This window comes from Desulfoscipio gibsoniae DSM 7213 (assembly GCF_000233715.2).
Taxonomy (GTDB): Bacteria; Bacillota; Desulfotomaculia; order Desulfotomaculales; family Desulfallaceae; genus Sporotomaculum; species Sporotomaculum gibsoniae.
Map to the genome: position 1 here is coordinate 4,090,635 of NC_021184.1, position 24,366 is coordinate 4,115,000.

Annotated in this window: 23 protein-coding genes and 2 pseudogenes; 8 read left to right on the plus strand and 17 right to left on the minus strand. The window is 39.7% G+C overall.

The genetic code is table 11. The features are described from left to right. Positions 1-20: 20 nt before the first annotated feature. From DESGI_RS19100 to DESGI_RS19130, 7 genes are all read right to left on the minus strand, one after another. Complete coding sequence (locus DESGI_RS19100) at positions 21-1,070, minus strand: ABC transporter substrate-binding protein (RefSeq protein ID WP_006523793.1); 1,050 nt, start codon at positions 1,068-1,070, stop codon at positions 21-23. A 382-nt stretch (positions 1,071-1,452) separates the two neighbouring features. Continuing rightward, positions 1,453-2,436 carry an NrtA/SsuA/CpmA family ABC transporter substrate-binding protein gene (locus DESGI_RS19105; RefSeq protein WP_006523792.1) on the minus strand — a complete coding sequence of 328 codons (984 nt, stop codon included), beginning with the start codon at positions 2,434-2,436 and terminating at the stop codon, positions 1,453-1,455. A gap of 12 nt (positions 2,437-2,448) precedes the next feature. Then, a complete protein-coding gene (locus DESGI_RS19110) occupies positions 2,449-3,201 on the minus strand; it encodes an ABC transporter ATP-binding protein (RefSeq protein WP_006523791.1) in 753 nt (250 codons plus the stop codon). Continuing rightward, positions 3,188-3,952 (minus strand): ABC transporter permease, encoded by a 765-nt coding sequence (locus tag DESGI_RS19115; protein WP_006523790.1) that lies wholly within the window; start codon positions 3,950-3,952, stop codon positions 3,188-3,190. Before DESGI_RS19115 ends, DESGI_RS19110 begins: the two co-directional genes overlap by 14 nt. Before the next feature lie 689 nt (positions 3,953-4,641). Further along, positions 4,642-5,979, minus strand: coding sequence for a hemolysin family protein (locus tag DESGI_RS19120; RefSeq protein ID WP_006523789.1), 1,338 nt, complete (start codon positions 5,977-5,979; stop codon positions 4,642-4,644). Positions 5,980-6,210: 231 nt separating this feature from the next. Beyond that, positions 6,211-7,497 (minus strand): hemolysin family protein, encoded by a 1,287-nt coding sequence (locus DESGI_RS19125; RefSeq protein WP_006523788.1) that lies wholly within the window; start codon positions 7,495-7,497, stop codon positions 6,211-6,213. Between the two features lie 100 nt (positions 7,498-7,597). After that, entirely contained in the window at positions 7,598-8,770 is a 1,173-nt protein-coding gene (locus DESGI_RS19130; protein WP_006523787.1) for a glycosyltransferase, read from the minus strand. Between the two features lie 428 nt (positions 8,771-9,198). Between DESGI_RS19130 and DESGI_RS19135 the strand changes: the two genes are divergently transcribed. The 4 genes and pseudogenes from DESGI_RS19135 (at position 9,199) to DESGI_RS26230 (ending at position 11,259) form a co-directional block, all read left to right on the plus strand. Continuing rightward, a complete protein-coding gene (locus DESGI_RS19135; RefSeq protein ID WP_052543966.1) occupies positions 9,199-9,555 on the plus strand; it encodes a hypothetical protein in 357 nt (118 codons plus the stop codon). Between the two features lie 807 nt (positions 9,556-10,362). Then, positions 10,363-10,665: pseudogene (gene tnpB / locus DESGI_RS19140) on the plus strand (IS66 family insertion sequence element accessory protein TnpB); the annotation flags it as partial. Between the two features lie 128 nt (positions 10,666-10,793). Next, positions 10,794-11,048 carry an IS66 family transposase gene (locus DESGI_RS24080; protein ID WP_083939968.1) on the plus strand — a complete coding sequence of 85 codons (255 nt, stop codon included), beginning with the start codon at positions 10,794-10,796 and terminating at the stop codon, positions 11,046-11,048. Between the two features lie 82 nt (positions 11,049-11,130). Beyond that, on the plus strand, positions 11,131-11,259 hold the full coding sequence (locus tag DESGI_RS26230) for a hypothetical protein (RefSeq protein WP_006523785.1): 129 nt from the start codon (positions 11,131-11,133) through the stop codon (positions 11,257-11,259). A gap of 440 nt (positions 11,260-11,699) precedes the next feature. Here DESGI_RS26230 and DESGI_RS19150 read toward each other — a convergent pair whose 3' ends face one another. The 7 genes from DESGI_RS19150 to DESGI_RS19180 all read right to left on the minus strand — a co-directional run bounded on the left by DESGI_RS19150 (position 11,700) and on the right by DESGI_RS19180 (position 16,320). After that, positions 11,700-12,353, minus strand: a complete 654-nt coding sequence (locus DESGI_RS19150) for a hypothetical protein (protein ID WP_006523784.1) — start codon at positions 12,351-12,353, stop codon at positions 11,700-11,702. 249 nt (positions 12,354-12,602) lie between these two features. Further along, positions 12,603-13,763, minus strand: coding sequence for a copper amine oxidase N-terminal domain-containing protein (locus DESGI_RS23350; protein WP_006523783.1), 1,161 nt, complete (start codon positions 13,761-13,763; stop codon positions 12,603-12,605). A gap of 177 nt (positions 13,764-13,940) precedes the next feature. Next, positions 13,941-14,354: a copper amine oxidase N-terminal domain-containing protein gene (locus DESGI_RS19160; protein WP_006523782.1), complete on the minus strand. Its 414-nt coding sequence runs from the start codon at positions 14,352-14,354 to the stop codon at positions 13,941-13,943. A gap of 284 nt (positions 14,355-14,638) precedes the next feature. After that, positions 14,639-15,073 (minus strand): hypothetical protein, encoded by a 435-nt coding sequence (locus DESGI_RS19165; RefSeq protein WP_006523781.1) that lies wholly within the window; start codon positions 15,071-15,073, stop codon positions 14,639-14,641. Between the two features lie 97 nt (positions 15,074-15,170). Next, entirely contained in the window at positions 15,171-15,362 is a 192-nt protein-coding gene (locus tag DESGI_RS19170; RefSeq protein ID WP_006523780.1) for a DUF4367 domain-containing protein, read from the minus strand. Next, positions 15,359-15,757, minus strand: a complete 399-nt coding sequence (locus tag DESGI_RS19175) for a phage holin family protein (RefSeq protein ID WP_006523779.1) — start codon at positions 15,755-15,757, stop codon at positions 15,359-15,361. Before DESGI_RS19175 ends, DESGI_RS19170 begins: the two co-directional genes overlap by 4 nt. A 17-nt stretch (positions 15,758-15,774) precedes the next feature. Further along, the gene (locus DESGI_RS19180) at positions 15,775-16,320 is read right to left on the minus strand and encodes an RNA polymerase sigma factor (RefSeq protein WP_006523778.1); all 546 of its coding nucleotides are present in this window, start codon (positions 16,318-16,320) and stop codon (positions 15,775-15,777) included. Positions 16,321-17,028: 708 nt separating this feature from the next. Here DESGI_RS19180 and DESGI_RS19185 point away from each other — a divergent pair. From DESGI_RS19185 to DESGI_RS23355, 3 genes are all read left to right on the plus strand, one after another. After that, positions 17,029-17,727 (plus strand): leucine-rich repeat domain-containing protein, encoded by a 699-nt coding sequence (locus tag DESGI_RS19185; protein WP_006523777.1) that lies wholly within the window; start codon positions 17,029-17,031, stop codon positions 17,725-17,727. 345 nt (positions 17,728-18,072) lie between these two features. After that, positions 18,073-18,237, plus strand: coding sequence for a hypothetical protein (locus DESGI_RS24850; RefSeq protein ID WP_157872820.1), 165 nt, complete (start codon positions 18,073-18,075; stop codon positions 18,235-18,237). A 230-nt stretch (positions 18,238-18,467) separates the two neighbouring features. Next, on the plus strand, positions 18,468-19,523 hold the full coding sequence (locus tag DESGI_RS23355) for a copper amine oxidase N-terminal domain-containing protein (RefSeq protein WP_157872821.1): 1,056 nt from the start codon (positions 18,468-18,470) through the stop codon (positions 19,521-19,523). A gap of 151 nt (positions 19,524-19,674) precedes the next feature. On the opposite strand, the gene DESGI_RS19195 is transcribed toward DESGI_RS23355, so the two are convergent. Further along, entirely contained in the window at positions 19,675-20,439 is a 765-nt protein-coding gene (locus DESGI_RS19195) for a DUF4367 domain-containing protein (protein ID WP_006523775.1), read from the minus strand. Further along, a complete protein-coding gene (locus DESGI_RS19200; RefSeq protein ID WP_052544043.1) occupies positions 20,396-20,995 on the minus strand; it encodes an RNA polymerase sigma factor in 600 nt (199 codons plus the stop codon). Before DESGI_RS19200 ends, DESGI_RS19195 begins: the two co-directional genes overlap by 44 nt. A 929-nt stretch (positions 20,996-21,924) precedes the next feature. On the opposite strand from DESGI_RS19200, the gene DESGI_RS23360 reads away from it, so the two are divergent. Further along, positions 21,925-23,064, plus strand: a complete 1,140-nt coding sequence (locus DESGI_RS23360) for a SpoIID/LytB domain-containing protein (protein WP_006523773.1) — start codon at positions 21,925-21,927, stop codon at positions 23,062-23,064. 46 nt (positions 23,065-23,110) lie between these two features. Here DESGI_RS23360 and DESGI_RS26535 read toward each other — a convergent pair. After that, positions 23,111-23,676 (minus strand): annotated as a pseudogene (locus DESGI_RS26535) (DUF881 domain-containing protein). Positions 23,677-24,366: the final 690 nt, after the last annotated feature.

The following is a 24,366-nucleotide window of genomic DNA, read 5'->3' on the forward strand; positions in this document are numbered from 1 at the left end:
CAGTACTGCTTTTTTGCAAATTAGAGTTTCTCCTGTACCTTCTGTGCTACATCGTCCGGTACCCAGCTTGTCCATACATCAGCTTTTTCCCTCAGGAACCAGAGGGCCGCCTCATCTGCCTCTACATTTTCTTGCTGCATGTAAGCTAGGGTTTCACTGATTTGGTCATTGTTTAAACTGTAATTTTCCAGAAACTTAACCACATCGGGGGCCCGTTCAGGCAAATCCTTGTTTATAACGATATTAACATCAACGGAAGGGAATGCGCAGGCATAACCATTTTTCCATAACTCATCGCTGTATTCCGGCTCTTGAATTTGTGTGAGATCGTATAAACCGAATATCCATGTCGGCCCCCAGTAGTAGCCGAACCACGGCTCGCCCTTCTGGTAAGCCGCTACCAGTGAAGAAGCCAGGGCGGCGCCGGAACCCGGGCGGAATACATTATAGTATTCGTCCAGACCGTAGCTGGCAAATTTATCAGTTAAAATTTTATCTGCTTCCCAACCGGGTACACCACCATAGAATCGACCTTTGCCGGGGTCCTCCGGGTCTTTAAACAATTCCTTATACTTGGGGAGATCTTCGATTGTTTTTAGATCGGGAGCCATGGGCTCTATTCCCCTTTCCGAATCGCCCTTAATCACATAAGTTGGGACATACAACCCCTGTACATTGTCATTAAAATTTGTTCCAAGATCAATATAATTACCGGACTCTATTCCTTGGTCATAGGCTTCCTGAACATTTTGAATCCAAATTTCCATTGCTACGTCAATATCACCATTACTTAAACCCTGCATTAAAGGTATTGTTTCACCGGGTATACTATCTGTCGGATAGCCATATCCATTCTCAATAATAAATTGAGCGATACGATCATTAATCAGAGCACTCTCCCAGTTAAAATCACCAAACATAATAGTCTCTTTGACACCTTGCTGCGCATTGTTATTCTTACCCTCCGAGGAACACCCTACAGTTCCAGCTATTGCAAAAATAAATAATGCTGTAAAAATAATACTACCGCGCATTAAACTAGATAATTTCAACTTACGTTTAAAAAACAATGATTGACTTCCCTCCTCATTAAATATACCCAACAGCAACTTGTATTTAATTAACAAGTTGCTTACTTGATTAAATTATTATAGCATTGAATGTGCAACTTGTCTATAAATGCAAAAAAAACGGTGATAAACCCAAAATAATCCCTCGCTTTATTAAATATTATCAGTAGACCTAATGAACCTTTGATCAAGCTATTTCCCTCTTTAAAAGAGGCGACCACCATTTTTCGCCGCTAAAAGAAAAATAACCAGCATTCATAAAGATGCTGGCATAGATTGCTAATGTGTTATTCGCCAAATTGTCTCAACTTCCTTTATCTGCGGCATCCCGCCACAGCCTGCGTTTTAGCCATTTCATAAGATCTCTATACGCATTACCTGCTTAAATCCAGGTCATGTCTACAATGAGATCATCCATGTTTATAGTACCGGTCAGCATATCTGCCTGTTGCAAAAATTCTTGTGTTTTTTGTAATTCTACAATATCCTGGTCAGTGATAACCGGGTTGAAGTCATACCACCCGTACATCTGTTTAACTGTGTCAATAGAAATACCGGTTTCCTCTGCCGCCATCTTATAGACATCGGTAAGATTTTCTTTCATATACTGAATACTCTGGTGGTGGACTTTCATGTATCGTTCAACCAGGTCGGGGTGCCGGTCAAGAAATTCACCCGACACCGCAATAACAATAGTTGCGTCCAGAAGTCCTTCCCCTGTAACAATAACATGGGCTCCTGCCTCCAGCGCCTGTGGCACGACAGGACCGGCAATAAGTGCCGCATCCACATCCCCCGCTATTAAGGCAGACATGGCATGGGGTATGCTCATATTAATAAACTCGACGTCCCCTGATGTAAGGTCTTTTTCTGCAAGACTTGCAAGAAGCAGCTGGTGGAGGATAGTTCCTTTGGGTCCAGCAATCACTTTATCCTTTAAGTCACTGACCGATTTAATATTTTCATCCCTGGCCATTATAGTAAATGCCTTGGGGGCCCTGCTGTATATACCGATAACCTTTAGATCAACGCCGTTGGCCGCTGCCAGAATAGCTGATGTCCCACCCAGTGCATTGCAGAAATCCAAAGAACCAGAAGCAAGGGCTTCAGTCATTTTGGGTCCCTCGGTGATTTCTGGAAAAGACACTCTAATGCCATCCTTTTTGAATTCTTCCTCAAACAAACCGGTTTTCTTTTCAATAATTGATGGTATATTCAAAGGAAGCTTAACATATGAAATGTTTATGTTTTCAACCTTCTGGCTCCCGGTTTCCTGATCCGTATTGCCGTTTTGCCCTCCCCCGCAACCGGCCAGTATCAATGCAACCAGCACTAGAAGAGTAACAATTTTCCATTTTTTTTGCATGAAACAACCCCCTTAATTAAAGTTTTCACCGACTATCAGGCTTAATATTTTTTTCTTCACATTGAGGAAATTCCGGGAAAGAGGATTTCGCGGATAGCCAAGATTAACAGGCATATGTTCGACTATTTTTCCAGCTTCAAAAATTACCACCCTTTGGCCAAGAAGAACAGCTTCATCCACATCATGGGTTACAAAAACAATGGTCTTCTTCTGGAGTAGAAAAATATTTATTAAATCCGCTTGCAATTTTTTTCTGGTAAAGGCATCCAAGGCACCTAGAGGTTCGTCCATCAAGATTACATCCGGGTCATAACACAGTGTTCTGCCCAGTGCGGTCCGCTGGGCCATCCCGCCTGAGATTTGTGCAGGATAAGCATCTTTAAATTCCATAAGGCTCAGCAAATCCAAATAATGATTGACTGTTTTGGCAACCCGTTCCCGATTCTTCTCCTTAATAAGCGGGAAAGCCATGTTTTGTTCCACTGTCAGCCAGGGCATAAGCCTCGGTTCTTGAAAAACAATGCTGACTCTTTCAGGCTGGCAGTTTATTGACTTATCCGGCGGGGGAAAAGATATATTACCCCTGGTGGACTTTTCCAACCCGCAAATCAACTTAAGCAGCGTAGTTTTCCCAGAACCGCTTTTCCCCACCAGTGTGACAAAAGTCCCGTCCTCTATGGTTAAATTAATATCAGATAGAGCATTTATCTCTTGACCGTTAATCCAAAATGTTTTACAAAGCTTTTGTATTTTAACTCCTGCCATAAACTGATCGCTTCCCTGTCCAAGGTATGATGCAGCTGGTTAGTTTAAAAAAACAATAATCAATCATGTAACCACACAGCCCGATGGTGATAAGGCCGACAATAATAATATCGGGTCTAGACAACTGCTCGGCTTCTATGATCATGTAACCGATTCCCGAGGAAGCCGCAATCAGCTCCGCCCCGATCAATGCCCGCCAGCTGTAACCCAGCCCCAGCCGCATGCCAACAATTATGGATGGGAGTGCCGCCGGTATAACAATTCTTAAAAATTTATCCCGGCCACTAAAGCCAAAAACATCTCCCACCTCCAGCAATTGTTTATCGCAGCTTAAAATCCCGTTAAGGGTATTTAAGAATACCGGGAAAAACGTTGCCAGAATGATTACCGCCAGTTTGGAAGCCTCCCCGATACCAAACCAAAGAATTAACATGGGAATACACGCAATGGGCGGTATATGTCCTAAAAAGTCAAGAACTGGTTCTATATAATCTTCAAGCCTCCGATTTAACCCTACCAATACAGCCAGGGGAAAGGCAAATAAAATTGTTGCCAAAAAACCGGCAAAGACACGGTACAGGCTGATGGAAATATGATCTAACAACAAGCCGCTGCCCAACAGGGTTATTGCAGTATGTATCACCCTTGAAGGTGGAGGAATTATATACTGGTTAATCATTCCTGCAGCTGACCCGGTAACCCACAGAGCCAGGATAACAAACGGAATGGTAAGACACTTTAATATTTTCATGAATACTCATCAAAAAAATCTCCCGGCACTTTTCTTGATTCCTCCTTTTTTATCATACTTGTCGTAACATGGTATCAAATTTAATTACCCCCCAAAACCCAAAAAACCCGTCCAGCCGGAAAAAGGCATAGACGGATAAAGTACACCGTAAAAGGTACCCTAAGAGTACAAATTCAACGATATACCCCTTGGTCTAAGGCATCTGCCCTTCTCCGCAGGGAAACCAAAGTTTTTGTAACACCCTTCAAGTGAAGCAAATTCAACTGGTCAGGTGTCAAGTTAATTATAAAAAGAAGTGATAAGCCAGTCAATATTCCTTATTATATGTTTGATTTTTGAAATATATTTTAAGTTTCAGCAAAAATACTAATGAAAAAGTTAATTGAGCAGTCCTGGTGGCTACAGGTGTATCGGAACTTTAAAACCTTCTATAAATGTAAAGCCATGTAGCCAATATCAGGCCAAATCGCTGTTTTGCATGCCTGTTATTTATTTTACCTCCTTAACCTCTACAAATTTTCCATCTTTATATTCGTATACTGCATGAAAAATGTTACTAACTGAAACAAAAAGAAACCCAACCTGTATCCAGTTGGGCTTCTTTGTTTAAGCTTGCTGGTGATTATTTCTGGTTTGGCCTTCGGTGACAAAAAAGCCAAAATGGGGCAGTGAAGCTGGTGAAATTCGCCTCACACCGCTTGATTAATCAATTCCGTATCGTCCGGCATTTGCAACCTGATGCGACGAATATTCAGGCGATTAATTTCCGCAACTTCGAGCTTAAAACCATCCAATTCCACGATATCACCAACCCGGGGCCTCTTACCCAGGCGGCCAAACATGTACCCGGCAAGGGTATCATATTCTTCCTCATCTTCTACCGGCAGGTTAAATATTTGTGCGGCTTCATCCAGTAGGAGCCGGCCGTCTACCAGGTAGGTTTTTTCATCCTCAGTGATAATTTGCGGCTGTTCATGATCAAATTCGTCCTGGATTTCCCCCACCAGTTCCTCCAGTATGTTTTCCATCGTGATGATACCGGCGGTACCTCCATATTCGTCTACAACCAGAGCCATGTGTTGATGCTGCTGCTGGAAATTATGCAGCAGTTTATCCAGCGGCATACCTTCGGGTACCAGCATAATGTTGCGGCGCACGTCATTTAAACCACTACCTGCTTCTAAACGGAACAGGTCTTTAATATGGATTAACCCCAACACGTTATCTCGGTCGCCTTCGCAAAGGGGAAAACGGGTATGGCCGGATTTCTTGGCAATATCTATGTTTTCTTCAAGGGGCTTGGTCAAATCAAGATACACTACTTCCGGCCTGGGCACCATTACATCCCGCACCACTTTATCCTCGAAATCAAACACGTTTTGCAGCAGGCGCCATTCTTCTTTATCCAGGTGCCCGCCGCGGTAACTCTCCTGTACCAGCATTTCCAGTTCTTCCTCGCTGTGGCTTTCTTCATGTTCGCTGGCTGGCCTGACGCCAAAAAGTTTTAAAATATTGTTTGCAGTACCGTTGAATAATACAATGCCAGGATAAAAGATAAAATAAAAAAACCGCATGGGCAGTGCCAGCCACAGGGTAACTATTTCAGCCCGCTGAATGGCCAGAGATTTGGGCACCAGTTCGCCTAAAACCACGTGCATGAAAGTAACCAGGGAAAAGGCAATGACAAAGGAAATGGAATGAATAGCCGCTGGAGAGGTAATGCCCAGTAAGAACATTAGCGGTTCAAGGAGTTTGGCTACTACCGGTTCACCAAGCCAACCCAGGCCAAGGCTGGAAACGGTAATGCCAAGCTGGCATACCGACAGGTAGGCATCGATGTTTTTAACACAGCACTGGGCGGTTTTGGCCATTTTATTGCCTTCATCCACCAGTTGCGCCAAACGCGTGGGCCTGACTTTAACAAATGAAAATTCCGCCGCCACAAATACACCGTTTAAGAACACCAGAAACAGGGCCAGCAGTATCTGTAGCGCAGTGATAATACTGAATGACACGCCGTCATCCATAGTAACTTATCTAATCCCCCTTTATAAAATAGATATTCGCTTTTGACTTCTATTTTTCTATTATATATTAACAGGTTAATTAGTTTAGACAAAACGTCCAGCGGGTCACTATAAAGATTTTAAAACCCACCTGGTCACTATTACAGCAGATAAGCCCCTGTTTTTGTTTATTATCTCACCCGCCCGCAGCAGGACACCCCCCCTGACAACATACGGGCGAAATAAATAAACTTATTTTTGCGTTTGCGATTTGGAGCTGATTAACACCTTATTAATTCTTCTATTTCCCATTTCTCTTACCTGAAACTTATATCCCTCCCAGGATATAGTTTCACCTTCCGTAGGCAGGTGTCCCATTTTTTCAAGCATAAATCCGGCGATTGTTTCGTATTCGGCATCAGGTGAGATTCTTTTTAAGTCTAGTGCTTCGATGATATCCTCAATTGGTGTGTCACCTTCCACTAACCATTGACCCTCTGAAGTTTTGAGCATAAGGCTTTGATCTTCAATGACATCCCCAATTATCTCGTCCACCAGGTCTTCAAGGGTAACTATCCCAGCAATGCCGCCATATTCATCTACAACAATGGCCATACTTAACTTTTCCTGGCGGAATTCCTTTAGCAATGCCACCGTATGTTTGGTTTCAGGCACGAACAAAGTTGCCGATATAATGTCTTCGACCTTGCGATCCTGATTTGCTAAAAATTCACAAGCCAAATTATGAACTCTCACCATGCCGATTACATTCTCATAATCGTTCTTATATACCGGGAATGCAGAGTAACGGACTTTACATACCTTTTCCAGAGCTTCTTTAATGCTGTCATCAGCACATAAATAAAAAATTTCGGTTCTCGGCACCATTACCTGGCGCACGACCCGGTCGCCAAATTCAAAAACAGCTTCAATCATACGCTTTTCTTCTTCGGGTAGAGTCCTGTGCTCCGTGATATAAAGCCGAATTTCCTCTTCCGTTATCTCTTTTTCGCATTGCTGGGGGTTCCCGCCCAGAAACTTTACAACTATATTTGTGGAAAAGGTTAAAAAACGTGTCAATGGTTTGGTTGCCCTGGCGATGAAATAAATCGGTCTTGCTGCAATTAAAGCAATCTTTTCAGACCATTGCATGGCCAAACGTTTGGGTGCCAGTTCCCCGAAAACCAATGTGATGTAAGAGATGATTACCGTTACGATTAACACACCCAGAGTGTTCGAGAAACCTGTTGGAATACCTATTTCTCCAAGTTGCTTGGCCACGGCCGTTGATAAACCAACCGCGGCGGTTGCACTGGCCAAAAATCCGGCCAGTGTTATACCAACCTGAATGGTTGCCAGAAAAAGGCTGGGGTTTTCAATTAATCCGATAAGTATTTGTGCTGATCTGTTTCCGTCATCTTTCAGCTGTTCTATTTTTATCCGCCGGGTGGTTAATACAGCTATTTCACTGGCAGCGAAAAAAGCATTAAATAAGATGAGTACAAAGATAAGCAATAAGCCCGTCCAATTAATTTCCAAATTAAACACCTTTGCATAACAATTTCTTGTCTTTTATTTAGCATGCATCAAATTATATATACCTATGCAAAACGGTGTATTACGTGACACGTTTAATTTATTAATCTATTGTCCTTGGGTAATAGTTTTTTGATTCCAATAAAGCTATATAGCAGTCAAGCAATCGCAGAGCACAGTTATGTGAGGATATTGATTCGGCGCTCTTTTTTGCACATTGGCCCATTTTGTGGCGCATTGTATGGTTATTAATTAACTCCATACTCTTATTGGCAAAGCATTGTGGGTTTAAATCGGTTAAAAAGCCGTCGTACTCGTTTTCAATCATTTCTGCAGCTCCATTTTGATTAACGGCTACAACGGGCAAACCGGCCGCTTTAGCTTCACCTATTACCAAACCTTGGGTTTCAGTTACCGATGCAAATACAAAAATATCTGCTCCGCAGTAGCAGTTGACAACTTCTTGTTTGGAGAGATTACCGGTAAATATAACTTTGTGGGAAATATTAAGTTCATCGGAGACCCTCTTTAATGTACTTTTTTCCGGCCCCCCACCGGCAATGACCAGGGTAGCTTCGGTATTAATTAAATACTTCTTAAAAACGTCAAAAATAAAACCCACGTTCTTTTCTTTTCCCAACCTCCCCACAAACAGTAGTATTACACTATCCTGAGGGATATTGTATTTTTTACGCAGCCAGGATTTGTCACTCTGTTTAAAATCATCAATAATAATCCCTGTAGGTATTATCCTTATAGGCGTTTTAACACCGATTTCCTGCAAATATTTTTGTGCAACTGTTGAGGGCGCTATCACAGTATCACATTTATTACTGAACTCAGCACAAAATTTTTTAACAATATTTCTGGTTACTTTTTGACCAAAAGGCACATAGTGCACATATTGTTCATAAAAAGTATGAAATGTAAACACCAGTGGTATATTATGCATCCTGGCGTGGTAGGCCCCCAAACGTCCGAGTAAAAAAGGTGAGTGAACGTGTATAATATCCAGCTTTAGTTTTTTTATGGTATTACTCGTGGTCAATGATAACGGTATGGCTAAGCTAAAGTTGGAATTGGTGGGGGCGGATATTGATTTAAATCTAAAAACACCGGTTTCTTCATTTTGGCTGTTGCCATAATAATCGGGGGCAAAGATATAGATTTCATGGCCCAGCTTTGTCAGCTCTTGTTTAAAAGTATCTATCGAGCGAACAACTCCGCTGGTATATGGTTTATAACTATCTGTAAATACGCCAACCCTAAGGCCCATTTATATTTCACTCTCCCGGGCAATGAATTTCATTTAAACAATGTTTATTGGTGAAAGCCATAATATGACACACTGGAACAGTATAACGTATAACTGTACAGTTATACTATCATTAATTGGAGAGTGTTGCCAGTGATAAAATTAAATTTCGGCGGGTACCAGCTAAGAAAGAGCTGGAGGAGGAATAATATATTAATGCCAACGCTATTTACCAATTCCGTTGCGTGGCAATTATTTACTAGTTAATGTTTTAGAACAACTTGACCGATGCCATGGGTGTGATCAACATTTCCGACTGTATGCCCGGGTGGTGCCCATGCCGTTCTATGACCCCCGGGGCAAACGGATGAAAATGTGAGGTGATGGTCATGACGGAGATACAAAGACGCTCACCCGTTCAATTCAAGACCGGCGTCTAAAAGATCGAGATGCGGGACAACTGGCCGGTGGTATTGAAGTATAGCAACGAAGGCCGGGGCCCCTATCTGGTGGATTTGACCCATAAGGCCAAGTGGGATCTGCAGGATAAGAATCTGGCGGCACGTAAACCGCTGGGGCTGGATATTCCGGCGCTGCCCGGCGCTTGCGCCTTTCAGAAAGGCGTACTGATCAATCGCATGAATCCCACCCAGTCCGCCATCTGGCACCTGCTGGCCGATGCGCCCGCATTGCCGGGCGAGCCGGGGTACACCGATGTGACCAGCGCTTGGGCTTCCGGCTTGCCCGAAAAGCCGGATCAGCTCAGGCGCCGGCGTAATGGATTTGTTGACTATTCAGCTCAGTAAACCTTAAAAACCCCGTGGTAAGCTTAACCATGGGGTCAAGGTTGATTCCGATATTTCAAGAAAAGCGCGCTCATTCAGTTCCCTCAACGCGCGCTTTTCAGTACTTTAATCCTTAGCGCTTGCATAAATTGGGGACATTCCTCGAAGAGGTGTGTCCCCTGACCGCTGATGGCAAGCATAAACTTCCTAGCTAAAGTAGAACACAAGAAAAAGGGGTAGATTTCGACAGGGAGACGATTCTGTTTATAGATTTTTATACTAGTCCTGAAACTCCTGAAGCGATACTTTTAAGTCTTTTGCGACAGCTTCAACAACTGGCGGTGGGTATTTTCTAGTGTTTCCGTGCTTCACGACGGAGAAAGGTTTTCCTTTTCTGTTGAGTCCAATCCAATTAGGTAATTAATAAATGCTACAGGTATGGTAAGTCATGCCACGTAAAACAATGTTTGACTTATTTAGTGTTGATACCTATATAGGTCTCGAGGACAGAAATTAAGAATCATCAGAGGCAGCTTGAGGCCAACTAAGTAATATACCAGAAATTCAAAAAACAGGGCGCTTCCGCCAATTTGCTTGGAAGATGGCCGGTCACCGGGAACCCAGAGGTATAGCCCAGGGTTCCAAAAACATGATCGGAGCCAAAATGAGACTCATTTAATACGGCGTAAACACTAAAATCAAGCGGGTTTGATGCGGAAACAATGTTGACTCATTTTTCAAGTATTATTGATAGTTGGGAAGCTGAACAGCAAAAGGAATTCGCTAAAGAAATAACAGAAATAATGAAGTTTTTCCAAAAATACAGATTTACGCAAATTGATTGATGGATTGGCTGCACTGGTAAGCCAAGTATTCAAGCTGGATCCCTTTGCCCCTGTCTTTTCGTATTTTGTAACCGTAAGCGCGACAAGCTTAAAAATTTTGCAATGGGACCACAATGGCTTCTGGCTTCATTTCCGGCGTTTAGAACGTGGGAAATTTCAGTGGCCGGCAGAAAAGAACTGCACCTCGATCAAAATTAGCCGCCGGGAATTGCGCTGGTTGCTCGATGGCCTAAAGTTGGAACAAAAGCAGGCCCACCCTGCAGTAGCAGCACGTACAATAATTTGATCTTTTAATAATTTTTTTACAGTATTTACGAGAGCTTGAGAGGATAATGTAAAAAATAGTCGAATTTTAAATATATAAATAATTCACCTAATGTTGCCACGATTAATGAACTATAAAAGCGCTGTGAACTGCTAGGACAGCAGAATGTTGAGCTAACCGCTAAATTACGCTGGTTTGAAGAGCAGTTCCGTTTAAGCCAACAACGCAGGTTTGGTGCTTCCAGTAAACGCTCGGATTCAAAGCAGTTCGAGCTTAACTTTTTCAATGAAGCAGAAGTGGAAGCAAAGCCGGAAGCTAAAGAGCCAACAGTTAAAACTATCACCTACCAGCGCCGTAAAAAGCGCGGCCATCGTGAATCTATGCTGGAAAACCTGCCGGTTTAAACGATAGAGCCTCAACTCGCTTCCCAAGCGAGAGCCATTTCCGTCTTTGGGTATCATTCCAAAGAAGGGAGGCTTAACGTCAATGACCGGTCTTGAGGCAACCGGTAGAGCGGCACGGAACCCGGTCGTGAGCAGCGGTAGTTTTGCAGTTAGGGGGACTATCTTGCCGGCGGTAGAGGCGCCAGGCAAGGACATACCCCGGGGCTATTAAACTGCTGGCAACAGTTTAACGGGCGGGGGATGGTAGTGAAGCTTCCGACAGGAAGCTTTACTGAAGACACGCAGTGTCGTTTATTTTTAGCCGGTAGGGTGAAAATAAACGACACTGGCAAGGGGCGTCAGTCCCTAGCTTTTCTGTGTGCTTTTGCGGTAGCAATTAGCAATAAGCATATAGTATAGCTAGGGATATTTTTTACGCCGACAGGCGTTTTGTTGCAGCAGCAATATTAAAAAATGATCACTGTCTTAATATCGGGTGTGACCCTTTTAAGGGTTAGCCAGGCAATCAATGCAACATGGCCTGAACGAAGTGAAAGCTAGCGCGCAGGTCAAGTATTAAGCACTTATAGGGCTGGGTCAAGACCACCCCTTTTAGAAGTGGTCTTGACTGTGTCTCAACTTTATACTTTTTAAATATTAGATTTTAGCACTTTAAAACTTTAAAGAAGCATATACTTGAGCATTGCCAATATAGGATTTATCCAAAGTATATCTTCTGCCATCTGGTGTAGGGACATTTATGGGCCATTCTTCTAAAGTAACATTGCTCCCATTAGTAAAACTGACCCAAGTATTGGCACTGTTTTTATATTTCATTTCGGATGCAAATACTTGATTATGCTTTACACTCCAGGTCGCTAACGGAATAGCAACTCCAGTGTCTTGATAAGATGCAATAATTAAACGAGCTTCGTTGCTATAACTGCCACTTGGTAAAGTATTGGCAAAAGTCCTAAACACGCTGTCATTTACTTTAAATACTACTTTGTCTTGACTATCTCTTTCTATAGATATTTTTACGGTAGTTCCATCAGCATATAAACTACCATAGATTGTACTACCTTCTCCGTTAGCGAAAACACGCCATTTTAACACGCCGTTTTGTTTCCAATCATTTTGATCTCTACAGGATAAACCACATTCATACATACCAATGCCAACATAAAAGTTAATATAGTCCCATATTCTTGGTAACGTTTTAGCAGGACTACCACTTGGTAGAGTTATTTTTGCTTGAAAACCTTTATCGGCAAGATTACCTGTTTTAATTTTAACTAATTTAGCATACTCAGTAGTCTGACTCATTTTACCGCCCATCTCCTTTTTATTTTTATTTAGCCGGCTATATATAATAAAGACAAAAAAAAGGGCGAAATGTAAACGTTGTTCACCAAAAAAATTTTTAAGTCTTTCAGTTTTTCTGCTGTCACTCTACCAAACACACACAAATAAATTAAGCCCGTTTACATCCGAGCTTAATTTAAGAAACGTTACCATATTTGAAATTATGTGCCAAACTCATGCATTATTTAGCATATGACTTGAACAGTCGTTTTATGGCGTCAGCTTTTCATGGCTCTGGCTTGTTAAACTGACTTTGTAACGCCCAGTGTTATTTCTTTTCTCTTTAAAGTCGCTAGTACCTAAATTATAAAAACCGGAAATATAAATACCATCATCTTTTATTTGCCAATTATCTCTTTCAAGCATAAAACTACCATTAAGCTCTTCCTTCAAGATGCAACCATAAACATAGCCCTTTACGCCTATATATTCACCGGTATAATCTTGTAGGCTTACCTTCAGTAAATTGCTGTGTTCATCTACAGCAAACCACCGGTCGATTCCTGGACCACTAACTAAAATATACATATAATCATTGGTAAACTTTATATCAAAAATTGCTTCAGAATAAACTAGCTTTAATTTTCCATCTTTAAACAAATAAATGTAATCATAAGAGGCTCCTTCCGGCTCATTATGGAAGACCAGATATTCTTTGCCCGAAATATTATACCAATGATATGGGGAACCGTCATACGGGTTATAACTTTTAAAAGGATATTCACTAATACCACTACCCCAATTTTTCAAATACAGTGATCCGTCATTCTTATAATAAACAAGTAAGATGTTGTCTGCATATAAGATTTTTTTACCTTCAATGGCCCAGGAAAATAGCGTATAATAGCTATTATCAGCATAACTTTTAATCCATTCAGGGGAGCCGGCTATAATAATTAGGTTATAATCTTGAATGTAACTCACCGATTTTCCTAAAGCTTCACCAATGGCCCGCAAAGGTAAATAAGTACGGCCACTGTAGGTTTTAGCTGCTACGTCTAACTCTTTTTTGGCCCCATTAACATACATGTTTTTGCTGCCTAAGAAAAGTTCTACTTTTTGACTATTTAGCGTTACAGTAACCTTATTATCTTGCGAAGACCAATTCACCTTAGCGCCGAAAGCTTCGCCAATTGTGCGTAGTGGAGCCATGGTACGGCCATGCTCAACAAATGGCTTATCTCCACTTGCCTCATTACCGTTTACAAAGAATCTCTCTTGTCCTATCTCCATAATGATAATACCGGTAAAATTTTCTTTCGATAAATCCATGTTGTAATCAAAGAGAGAAGCTGCATGCGCAATAGGTGAAAAGATAGTAAATAAGCCCCAAAAAGCAATGAACACAAAACCTATATATTTTCCCACCATATCCTTCTCCTCTACTATTTTTTTCAACTTTAACATAAAAAAGACTAAAATAAATGCCGTTAACAGGGCAAACCTGTAAAAATACTGTAGAAATATGACGATACCGCAGTCGTTAGTTTTTATTTTGTTGTATGTCTTTAAAATGATGCATTCCATATTTCATAAATTCTACGGCTGCTAATCCATCATAGAGTCCCAATGGACAAATAAACCCATAGTTTCACTAATAAATCTCAAGGGTACGTAAGTAACTCCATTTATAATTCTAGCTGGAGTAGATAAAGAAATTTGCTTACCGCCTTTATATGCAATATTTGATTCCAAAGAAAATTTCAAGACCTCGTTAGTTTTAGAATTGGTTACAGATACAATTTTATTATTATCCCAAGCTGTTTGAAGGTGAGAAAACTGATTGTTTATTATGCGTAAGGGTACAAAAGTGGTTTGATTTACAATTTGAGCTGTAATTTCGGGCCTTTCATAACCATCAATATGGAATTTAATACTTTGCTCCTCTAGCGCTAAAGCCGTGCTAAAAGTCGTTAATATCAAGATAATGCTTAATAATGCCGTAATAAATATTTTCTTCATCAAAAATTTCCTCCCTTAATAGAACTACGGGAACAGTGGACATCCCAAAGGGGGAGGGTTACTGACACCGTGTTGCTGTGCACCCGGACTACCAACCGGATCGCGTTTTATGTTCCATATTATAACATATTAAAATTTCAGCTTGTTCGCAACGGAGGGCAACGGTGTTTGATACCGTTGGTTGGGCAGGTGGTTACCATTAAATGGTGGCTTGAATTTCCCCAGCAAAAGGACTGAACACCATTACAGTAAAATACTTAAATTTATGATTATAGCAGACTAATTCAATATGTTGACGTAGTAGAATATAATGATTGGGTTTCCAACAGATTACCGGAAGTGTTATAAACTTTAGCGGTAGCACAAACCCGATAGGTGCCTCTGACAACGTAATAATCCTCTTCTATATCGGCGATGGAGACCCCGGTCGCTGAAGCAGACCATGTTTTGATTGTGCTCCAGCCACTGTCGGTAGATTTTTGCAATTCGACAGTTAGCTTTGTTGTGTGCGAACTATTGTAAGCTGAAGCAAGCCCTACACAGGTAGCTTTTCCTGACGAGTTGATAGATAAGCCTGGACTTAACAACGAAATGTACGTGAATTGAGGAGCTATCAATTCTTCGGTTTTTACGTTTTTTGTCCCGTTAACCGCATAAGCCGGAACGATGAGAAAAACGGCCATAAGGACAAAAATACCCATGTAGATAAATTTTTTCATAAAATAAAAACCTCCCTTAAAATGTCTTTCAATAGTAAAGACAACAAAGAAGGTTTTTTGCAACAAGATTTCTTCCTGATTTATATTTTTCCCTTCGTTAATTTATATATTTCACTCCTTCGGCCACCTTTATCGCCGTATCCTTTTCCGTCTGTGCCCGAATCATAAACATACGGTTATTCATCTCCCAGATGATTGTAACCAGGGAGTCTTTCACGACAAGCGTTCCCTCATGCCCGTTGATATTTTCTGTTTTTGAAATTAGAAGAGGAGTAACTATTGAAGTCATTTTTTACCTGTACCATCAATCTTTAGGAGAATATCTTTGAGCTTTTGCGGAAACGGTATCTCCATTTTTGCGGCGTTTTCGAGTATGCTAATACCTTCATTGGACAGATAAAACATGATAAGCATTGTTCTGAGAAAACTGCCCGAACCAATTATATATTGGTCAATAATATTTCCTAGTGCAACCAGGGCAAATATCAATACCTTTCTGCAGACACCTTTAAATCCGATATTACTCGAAACTTTCTTCTCGTAAATCGCCAACAGCAAACCGGTTACATAATCAATTGCCACAAACGCAACCAGCGCATAAATCAGAGAGTCAACTCCCCCTATTAAAGATCCTAAAACGCCTCCTAAAAGAGCGAGCATGATCTTGAAATTATTTACAAACATATCCACTTTAACTCACCCTATGCAAGTTTTTTTTCAAACCATTTTTTTAATTTTTGCAGAGCTCGTCTTTTCGTCTGGTTGACTGCTTGTCTGCTAATTCTATAAATACCTGCAGTCTCCGTTACTGTATAGCCCAACAAATAAATCATCTTGACGATGAATAATTCCGATTCAGTCAGCACATGATCAATACCTGTCAATTCTAGTTTTAGATATGGGTCGGTGGTAGCCGATGCAGCTTCGGCATAATAAAGTTCGCTGTCGCTAAGAGCCGAATACGGTACAAAATTCTGAAGTCTTTTCATGGCCAGTAATCTTTTTATATAGTTACTGCGGATAGATGTACATATATAAGAAATAAGGATCCCTTCACTTGTGTCGCGCATACGATCAATCCGAATATTATTGAGAAACTCGATGAAATCAAAAAGAAGATCGTTATAAGCATCATCATAATAGAGCTTATAAGCATATTTTCTTAACAACGGATCGAATTTTCTAATTAGTGTTAAAGTCGCACTACTATCACTTGTTTGTGATTGGACAATCAGATCCTTAATCATTAGGCATACCACCCTTCGACTGCTAAAGAGATGGAATGCCAAACTTTGTAAACCCCGAAAATTAATTTTCTAACATCAGTTTCACCTTCTTCAATAAAAAAAACAGGAATCGTAGCAATTAAACTGCTTTCCTGCCCTTTTACACTCTTATGGAGATATAATATTTTTACGTTAAGGAACGCAATTTATTGCCAGCATAAAATTAAAGGTTAAATTATAAATAGCATACCGTTCACTCTACATTTTTACTTTAATGGCTTAATAATGAGTAATTTACATTTTTATCTTTTTCCTTTATGTCTATATAAGACAATCCAAGAATTAATTTGCAACATTTTCATTTATACTTTTATGCTTTTCCTCCGATTTACACAGAAAATCAAAAAATAAGCCTTCCCCGAAAAGGGAAGGGACACAAAAGCTGTTCGTCAACAAAGATGACAAACGGATAATCACTTGGGGTAAATGTTACATATATATTTTAAATAACGGCCAAATCTAAAAGGAACCTTATAAAAATGGCTGAAAGCGTGACCTTGATAAAACAATTTAAATTGAGGTGTTGCAAAAAGAATTGTGGATTGTCTTTACATAATAAGAAGTGTTATAGGAGGGTTTCTAATGAAACAGGGTATTATTATCAATAAAGAGAATAATTACTAAAAAAAGTGGTGCAGCCAACTCAAGTCCGTCACCATCCCGGCTAGTGTGACCCAAATTGGCGAAGCCCCTTTTCATTATACCGGTATTTCCAAACCGGTTATCATTGACCAGGGTAAAATACTTTGCTATGTTCCGGTTAGTTACACCAGCTATACCATACCGGATACCGTCACCGAAATAAATGCCGGCGCCTTTTATAATTGCAAAGACCTTCAATCAGTCACCATGCCGGAGAGCGTAACCCAAATTGGTGATAAGACATTCTCGCATTGCACCAGCTTGAAATCAATCAAATTTCCCGAAGTGATCACAAGCATAGGAAAAGGTGCCTTTTGCAATTGCAATAAATTAACCGTAATCACAATCCCCCGCGGTGTGACCTCAATAAACAAGGGCTTGTTTCAGGACTGCGGGAGTTTGATCTCAATAACCATCCCGGATGGCGTGACTTCAATCAGCAATAAAGCATTTTATGAGTGTGCCAACTTGAGCTTCATCACTATTCCAGACAGTGTGACCCTTATTGGCAACATGGTGTTCGAGGGTTGCGACAGCTTTACGATTATCTGTTCGAATGGCTCGTATGCACAGCAATATGCAATCCGAAACGTTATTCAGTTTACGACCGCTAAAAACGTAACCCCGCCAGGCGTAACTGCGTCACCCGTGCAAATATCCGGATCGGTGGACGGCAAAGCCTTTGTCTTTCCTTCTTTTTCGGTAGTGTCGTGCATGATAATTTGAACACTTCCTAGCGCACGGGAAATCAGGCCTCAAGCTCAAAATTTATGTTTAGCGTATAAGATCTACGTTTTGTTGGCGGTACCCCATAAAGATCTTGAATGTATTAGAACAATACATTCAAGATCTTTTGGTTTTTATTATGAAAATATAATTATGCTTTTAAAAAAAATTTTTGCTAAGGTTTACAAATAGCTATATATTTTCTCTTTTCTATATAGCCGGCTAGATAATAAATGAAAAGGATGTGTTTTTAAGCGTCTAATTCTTGCTGCTTGTCAAAACTCAACTATCACCAATCCGTTGCCAGCTTGGAGAATAAAACATTATCAGGTAGTTGCAGCGTCAATGAAATATAAAAATAGTGCTGGAAGTTGGGTAAGTATGACTGATGTAAATAAGGTTGTAAAAGCTCATTGGCCAACCAATATTACACCTCCTGCTCCAGTAGATTATACAGTAGACACAAGTTATATTAGTAGTGCTAAAGTTTATGCATCAATAAAATTCTAATCGTTATTTTGCGGAAGAACCGGGTATTTCTAGAAATACCCGGTTCTTTATGTTATAATTAATATCAACTAATTAACAAAAACGGAAAAGGAGGAGGTATCTATATAAAAAAATTACCTGTTTGTCTAATAATGTTTTTCTTATTATCAGTTGCTACTCCAGCCTTTGCAGCAAACCTTCATGACTGCTATGTTGACATATCCAAAGAGGATCTCAAAGGTAGTATTATTATGTCTATGGGTAGCGACAAGGCTTTCGTTGACGGTGATGAAAAATCCGGGGTGAAACCTATTAGCGTATCGGGTCGAGTTTTGGTACCGGTTCGCTTTATCTCCGAAGCCTTAGGGGCTAAGGTAGGCTATAATGCAAAAACCGGCACAGTAAATATAGTAAAAGGCAAAAATACGATCACCCTTAAGCTTGGCAGTAAAAACATGTATGTTAATGATAATAAAATTACACTTGATGTTGCGGCAAGAACTTATAATAACATAACCTATTTACCTTTAAGGCCTATTGGGGAGGCATTAGGAAAAAAGGTGTCGTATAAAGCAGATCCTGATTGTGGTGGCGTAAAAATTAATCTTATTTTTATTTATGAGCCTAACGGCAAGGCGTTGGACGACGCCTATAAAAATCCTGGCTTCCCAAGTATGTGCTCCTTATTGTTTCAGGGTAAAAATATAATATATGGTGACCGCTTCTTTGGTATATATAAAGGAAATGACGGCCAGTTATATATTTGGGATAATTGGACTTATGACGGTAGTGATGAATTACTGAGTGATTTTGAGCAAAGTGTTAAAATTGGTTACAATGTACCTAACGAGGTTCCTACTTGGAATAAGACGCCTTATGGGGTTTATTTTATTTTTGAAAATATCGGTGCATTCAATTATTCTAGTGATATAGTGTATAAAATTGATGGGGAGAAGTTTCAGCGAATCTGTGAAGAACATGAAATTGCCGATATAAAGTTTATTGATAAATATGTTTATCTCATTACTCATTTCAACTTGGATGAAAAGGATTATAAAACTAATCTAAAGCGATATAGTATAGACACGCCCGAAAAAGCTGAATGTTTAGGCCCGACAGGATATTTTTATGGGTTTCAGTTAGACGGTTATATCGATAAAACTTGGGAAGTAAAAGAAGATGGAGTATATATTATAGGGTATTACCGTCTGCTAAACATACCGACTACTGATAAGAAGTCCAGTTATGCCAAATATAAGGTTAGCCTTACTGGCAATAGCCAAGAAAAGATCAGTGAAGCGGAATAAAATGTTTGGCTGGATATCTCCTAGCGAAGTTTATAGTTAAATAGCAAAAGCCGGCGATTATCCGAGTATTCTTTAGATAATCGCCGATTATCTTAATTAGATTCCCTTTTTCGCAACAAGATTCCTTTCTTGATTTATATTTTTTCCTTCGTTAATCTATATATTTCACTCCTTCGGCCACCTTTATCGCCGTGTCCTTTTCCGTCTGTGCCCGAATCATAAACATACGGTTATTCATTCCCCAGATGATTGTAACCAGGGAGTCTTTCACTACAAGCGTTCCCTCATACCCGTTGATACTTACTGTTTCAAAGACGAAAGTATTTTCCGTATCCAGCGCGGGCTTGCTGCCTTCGCTTAATTCCGTATAAGTGATAAACAAACCCTGCTGATTTTTAAATTCGATTTTTCTTAACAGTTTACCGTTGGAAATATCAATGATTTCATATCCGGCCGGTATATAGGTCGGGACATAAGCTTTGTGCCAGTTTATAGTTGAACTGCCACCGTCCGAACCGTTATCGTTATCCCTTAATTCAAAGGACGTATATTCCGGTTGGATATCCATCAAAAAATTCAATACCTTAGCTCTCAATGCTTCCACGCTCGCTACGGTGGTAAACAATAGAACAATCACAACCAGCATGGCTACAGCAAATCTGTTTAAGGCCTTTAGAATATGCCGCCTTCTGGCATAAGCCTGCGGCTTTTTTAAGTGAGCGTCCAGCTGCTGGCTAAACCTTTTGAATGCCTCCGCGGAAGGTAGGGACTCCGAGGCATTTTTCAGCTTTTCTTTTTCTTCCAGAAAAAGCTTTCCTTCTTTTTCCGCAGCGTCGTACATGATCAATTTGAACAAACTGTCTTCATATTCCTCATAAAGCTTTTTTCGAATTTTTTCCGGGTTGTTGTTCGGCATGCGTACTCATCTCCTTATCCATGAGTTTTTGGGCTTCTCTTCGGGCTCTTGTCAAATATTGCCGTACACTGCCGGGGGCTATCCCGAAAGTTTCTGCTATTTCCGCATCAGCCATTCCCAATATGTATTTAAAATACAATAGATCTTTCTGTTTTTCCGGAAGCCTTAATATGGCATTCCCCATCTCTTCTATTTCTTCCTTATGAATGATCCTATCTTCCATGATGTCTTCAAGGCTGGGAACCTTCTTGGCCAGATCCATATCTTCTCCATAATACGCATGCTTTTTCTGTACATCTCTGTGTTTTATAAAGTTGATTGCCACGCTCCTGGAAGTATAGACAACGTAAGCGGCTGTTTTGCAACTGTCTAGAGTTCGAATTAAAGATATCTTTTCAATTAACTTTATAAAAGTATCATTAATCAGGTCTTCCACATTGTCCTTATCATGGGTAATATTGTAAACGGTCTTCCGTACGAGACCATAATAATCTTGATACAAGTTCAGCATAAAAGCCTTATCATCTTCGCCTTCCATTGCGGCGATTATCATCATGATCACTTAAATCACACCCTTTGCCATTGATTATACAGGCATTTAGACGATAATTGGCGACAAAAACAAAAACATCTTGAGTAAGCTGAAGTGTGACTTGAAAAAAATTATAGAAAAAAATTTAGAAATGAATGTTGCAAATGTTTTTTTAGATTGTCTATATAGATAAGAAAGCTTTAAAGGAAAATATTGCATATCAAAAAATGATTATCACAATATCACCAGCTTGGACAAGACGTACTGCCTCTCCGCTTAAACAGGATGTTTCAGAATCATGGGGGAAATAGAAGTTAATTGGTTTTAATTAAAAGCTAATATGCTTTTGATTAAGATAAATAAAATCGAAGGGGGTGATTAGCTTGAAAATAAGAAGTCCAGATTCTGCCGTATCAATAGGAGCCAATACGGTGATGCAATCATACTTACAAGAATCTTCAGGAGTAAATAGCCCTCGGTGAACCTATAGATCGTAAACTATCGTTCACCAAGGGTGAGTACCCTTCCCTTGCAGGGCAAAGGAGCGAGCATAATTATTTTAGCCTGAAATCCCTACCTCTGTAAAGGAAGATTGAGGGAGAAGCTAGGAACCTGGTCATAAAGTCATAAAATAATTTAGCAACACAATATCTGGTTACATGAACTTTTAACGATACAAAATCTACTTAGCGATTTCTAAAAATATACTTTTTGACCAGGTTTCTAGCAGTGGTTTCCGAATGAGGGAGAATATTGATGAAAAAATTAATGGTTGTTTTTCAGTAAATTTATGGGGGGTGAGAATGGCGGTGTGAGATAGAAGCATTTAAAAGTGGTAAAAAGCTTCACAATTCATAAGAAAAAAATGAACTTAAGCTGAATAAACAATTAACTGTTGGAATCAAAGTCAATATCGTCAAAATTTAAATTCTATACGGGGAGGTTACAAATAATTGAAAGCAAAAAATTCATTTAAGATACTGAATATCACTTTATGTTTACTGTTGGCAATATCCATTATCCAGATATCCGTGTTTGTGGCACCGTCATCCGCTGTCTCCCAGGATGAGGAACTACAGCTGCAAGCAACCACTGAAGGAAAGGATGAACAACAATCCCCTGCCATGGTAGTGGAACAACTGGTTTATGAACTGGATAGTCAAAATTACGATGCCCTGATTAACCTTTGGATAAGCCAGGAGCAAGATGAGTTAAGACAGTTTTTTAGCAGCCCGGATGCAAAAGCAAAAGGTGAAGGTTTTCACAGTATTAAAGATGCCAAACTACTCAGCCTTAAACAATTACCTATTGAAGCCGGCACCGATTATGGTGCGGAAGCTACGGATTATATCAGTGAGTATGGGGATGCCTGCCTTTACTACGTTGCCCTTGATTTAAAGGTTAGAAATGAAAGTAAATACTTTATAAACGGGGCTAACTACTTATTAGTTCTGTTGGTTCCCGAAAGCGATCAGTGGAAAATAGCACTGATGCCAAAAGCTCCTGTAGGTGTACTGAACCAAGACGGGTTTGGTTTTGATGATGAAGCTGAAAAAAAGGCCATCAAAAGACAGAAGCATCTTGAAAAAACTGGTGAGGTTATAAACGAGAATGGTACTGTCATTGAAGATCTGGCCGCCTCGCCAGAGCAAAACCTAGAGGAAAAGGGCGGTAAAGATACTCTTCATATCTTTAAAGAAGATGCCGAGCTTAGCAAAAGCGATGCCTCGATTGCGGCAACAGACGACCATACCGTACCATCAACCATTAGAGTTTATCTTACGAACTCTGGTACTAATAAAAGCTTTGAATTCTACTACTACGTTAAGAACGTTCTTCCTAACGAATGGTATTCAAACTGGCCTGATAAATCGCTGCAAGCTGGGGCTTTAGCTGTAAAAATGTATGGATGGTATCGTGTTTACGTTCCGAAATATCCAGGGAAAGGTTATGATGTAAGGGATGATGACTCCGATCAGACGTTCAAAGTTAACAGTGAAGTAACTAGTTGCACTGCAGCGATTAATGCTGTTGGTGGCATTGGAGTAGATAGGAAAGACGGCAACCTTTTTGCTACCTTAGTGTGCAATTAAGTTATATAAAATTCAATCTACACCACCATAAAAACCAACGTATTCTTTAATTTTTTACTGGCTTGGCAAATTGAAAATATATGTTTTCTTTATATTTGGGTATTAATAATTTGTCTTCCTTTTCTATTTTTACTCCCACATTATTGCGTAACAAACTAACATAGCTTTTGTCTGCTTTTAATGCATCACTTAGAATATCGGGATCTCCTATAGCTTTGATAATAAAAGGACTACTATAATCACTGTTATTCACTTTAATCAGCATTCCATTTGCTTTTATTTTACTTGTAGAAATCAACCGTTCATCATTTACAGAAATAACTTCTGCTCCTGCGCGTTTAATTGGTTTACAAGTATTATAATGTCTTCATCGTGAACAATATAGCGCATATCATTTTTATTGGATTCATTATCTGTAAGTGTTATGCTAATACCTTTACCTTTAACATCTATTGCTCCTGAAAGTATTTGAATACTTTCAGAATTCTGTTCTGATGACGCTGCTGTTTCTGCGTTTGTGGATCCCATTATTATCCCAAATGTTACTATTAATAAAAACACTGATATTAGAACCATAAACCTTCGTGAATTTGGTTTAAATGTTAATGTCATACTATTATCTCTCCTCAATTTATATTTTCTAGATTGCTCTAAAATTTTCCTATATTATTTTTAGCAATTTCTAAAAATAATAAGTCTCTAATACCATTATTATATTTAGCAAAGAGCTTTTGCTATTTTGCAAAGAGCTTTTGCTATTTTGCAGTAACGTGCCTGATAATTACTTTTAATTGCACCATATTTTAATATAACAGTAAAGCCCGACTTTTTACTGTTATATTGCTAAAATATGTACTATATGTTTAGAAATATCAGTTTCGTTTACTATACTTTACACTACATCACGCAGATCCTCCATTTCCCCTCCTAAAATTTTTTCAAACTTGGGGGTAATTCATTCTACCGATTGAAAATCGCCAATAAAACTATTATAATGGAGTATCGCCAACGTTTTAGTTTTACTGAAATTTTTTTTCATAAATGAAAACCTCCCTTTATTGTACTTTCACTAATAAAAGATAACCAAGGAGGTCTTTTGCAACACTTATTTGATAAATTATTTATAAAATTAAAGTGTGATGAATTTATCGAGGAATTAGCTTCAAAATCACCTGCGCCTGGCGGAGGGAGTGCTCGGTAGGTTCTGGGCCTGGCTTTCGCCATTCCCAAAACCTACTATGCCGCAACAGATACAGCAAAACTCTTTTTCACCACTAATATACTTATAACATTAAAACCCCC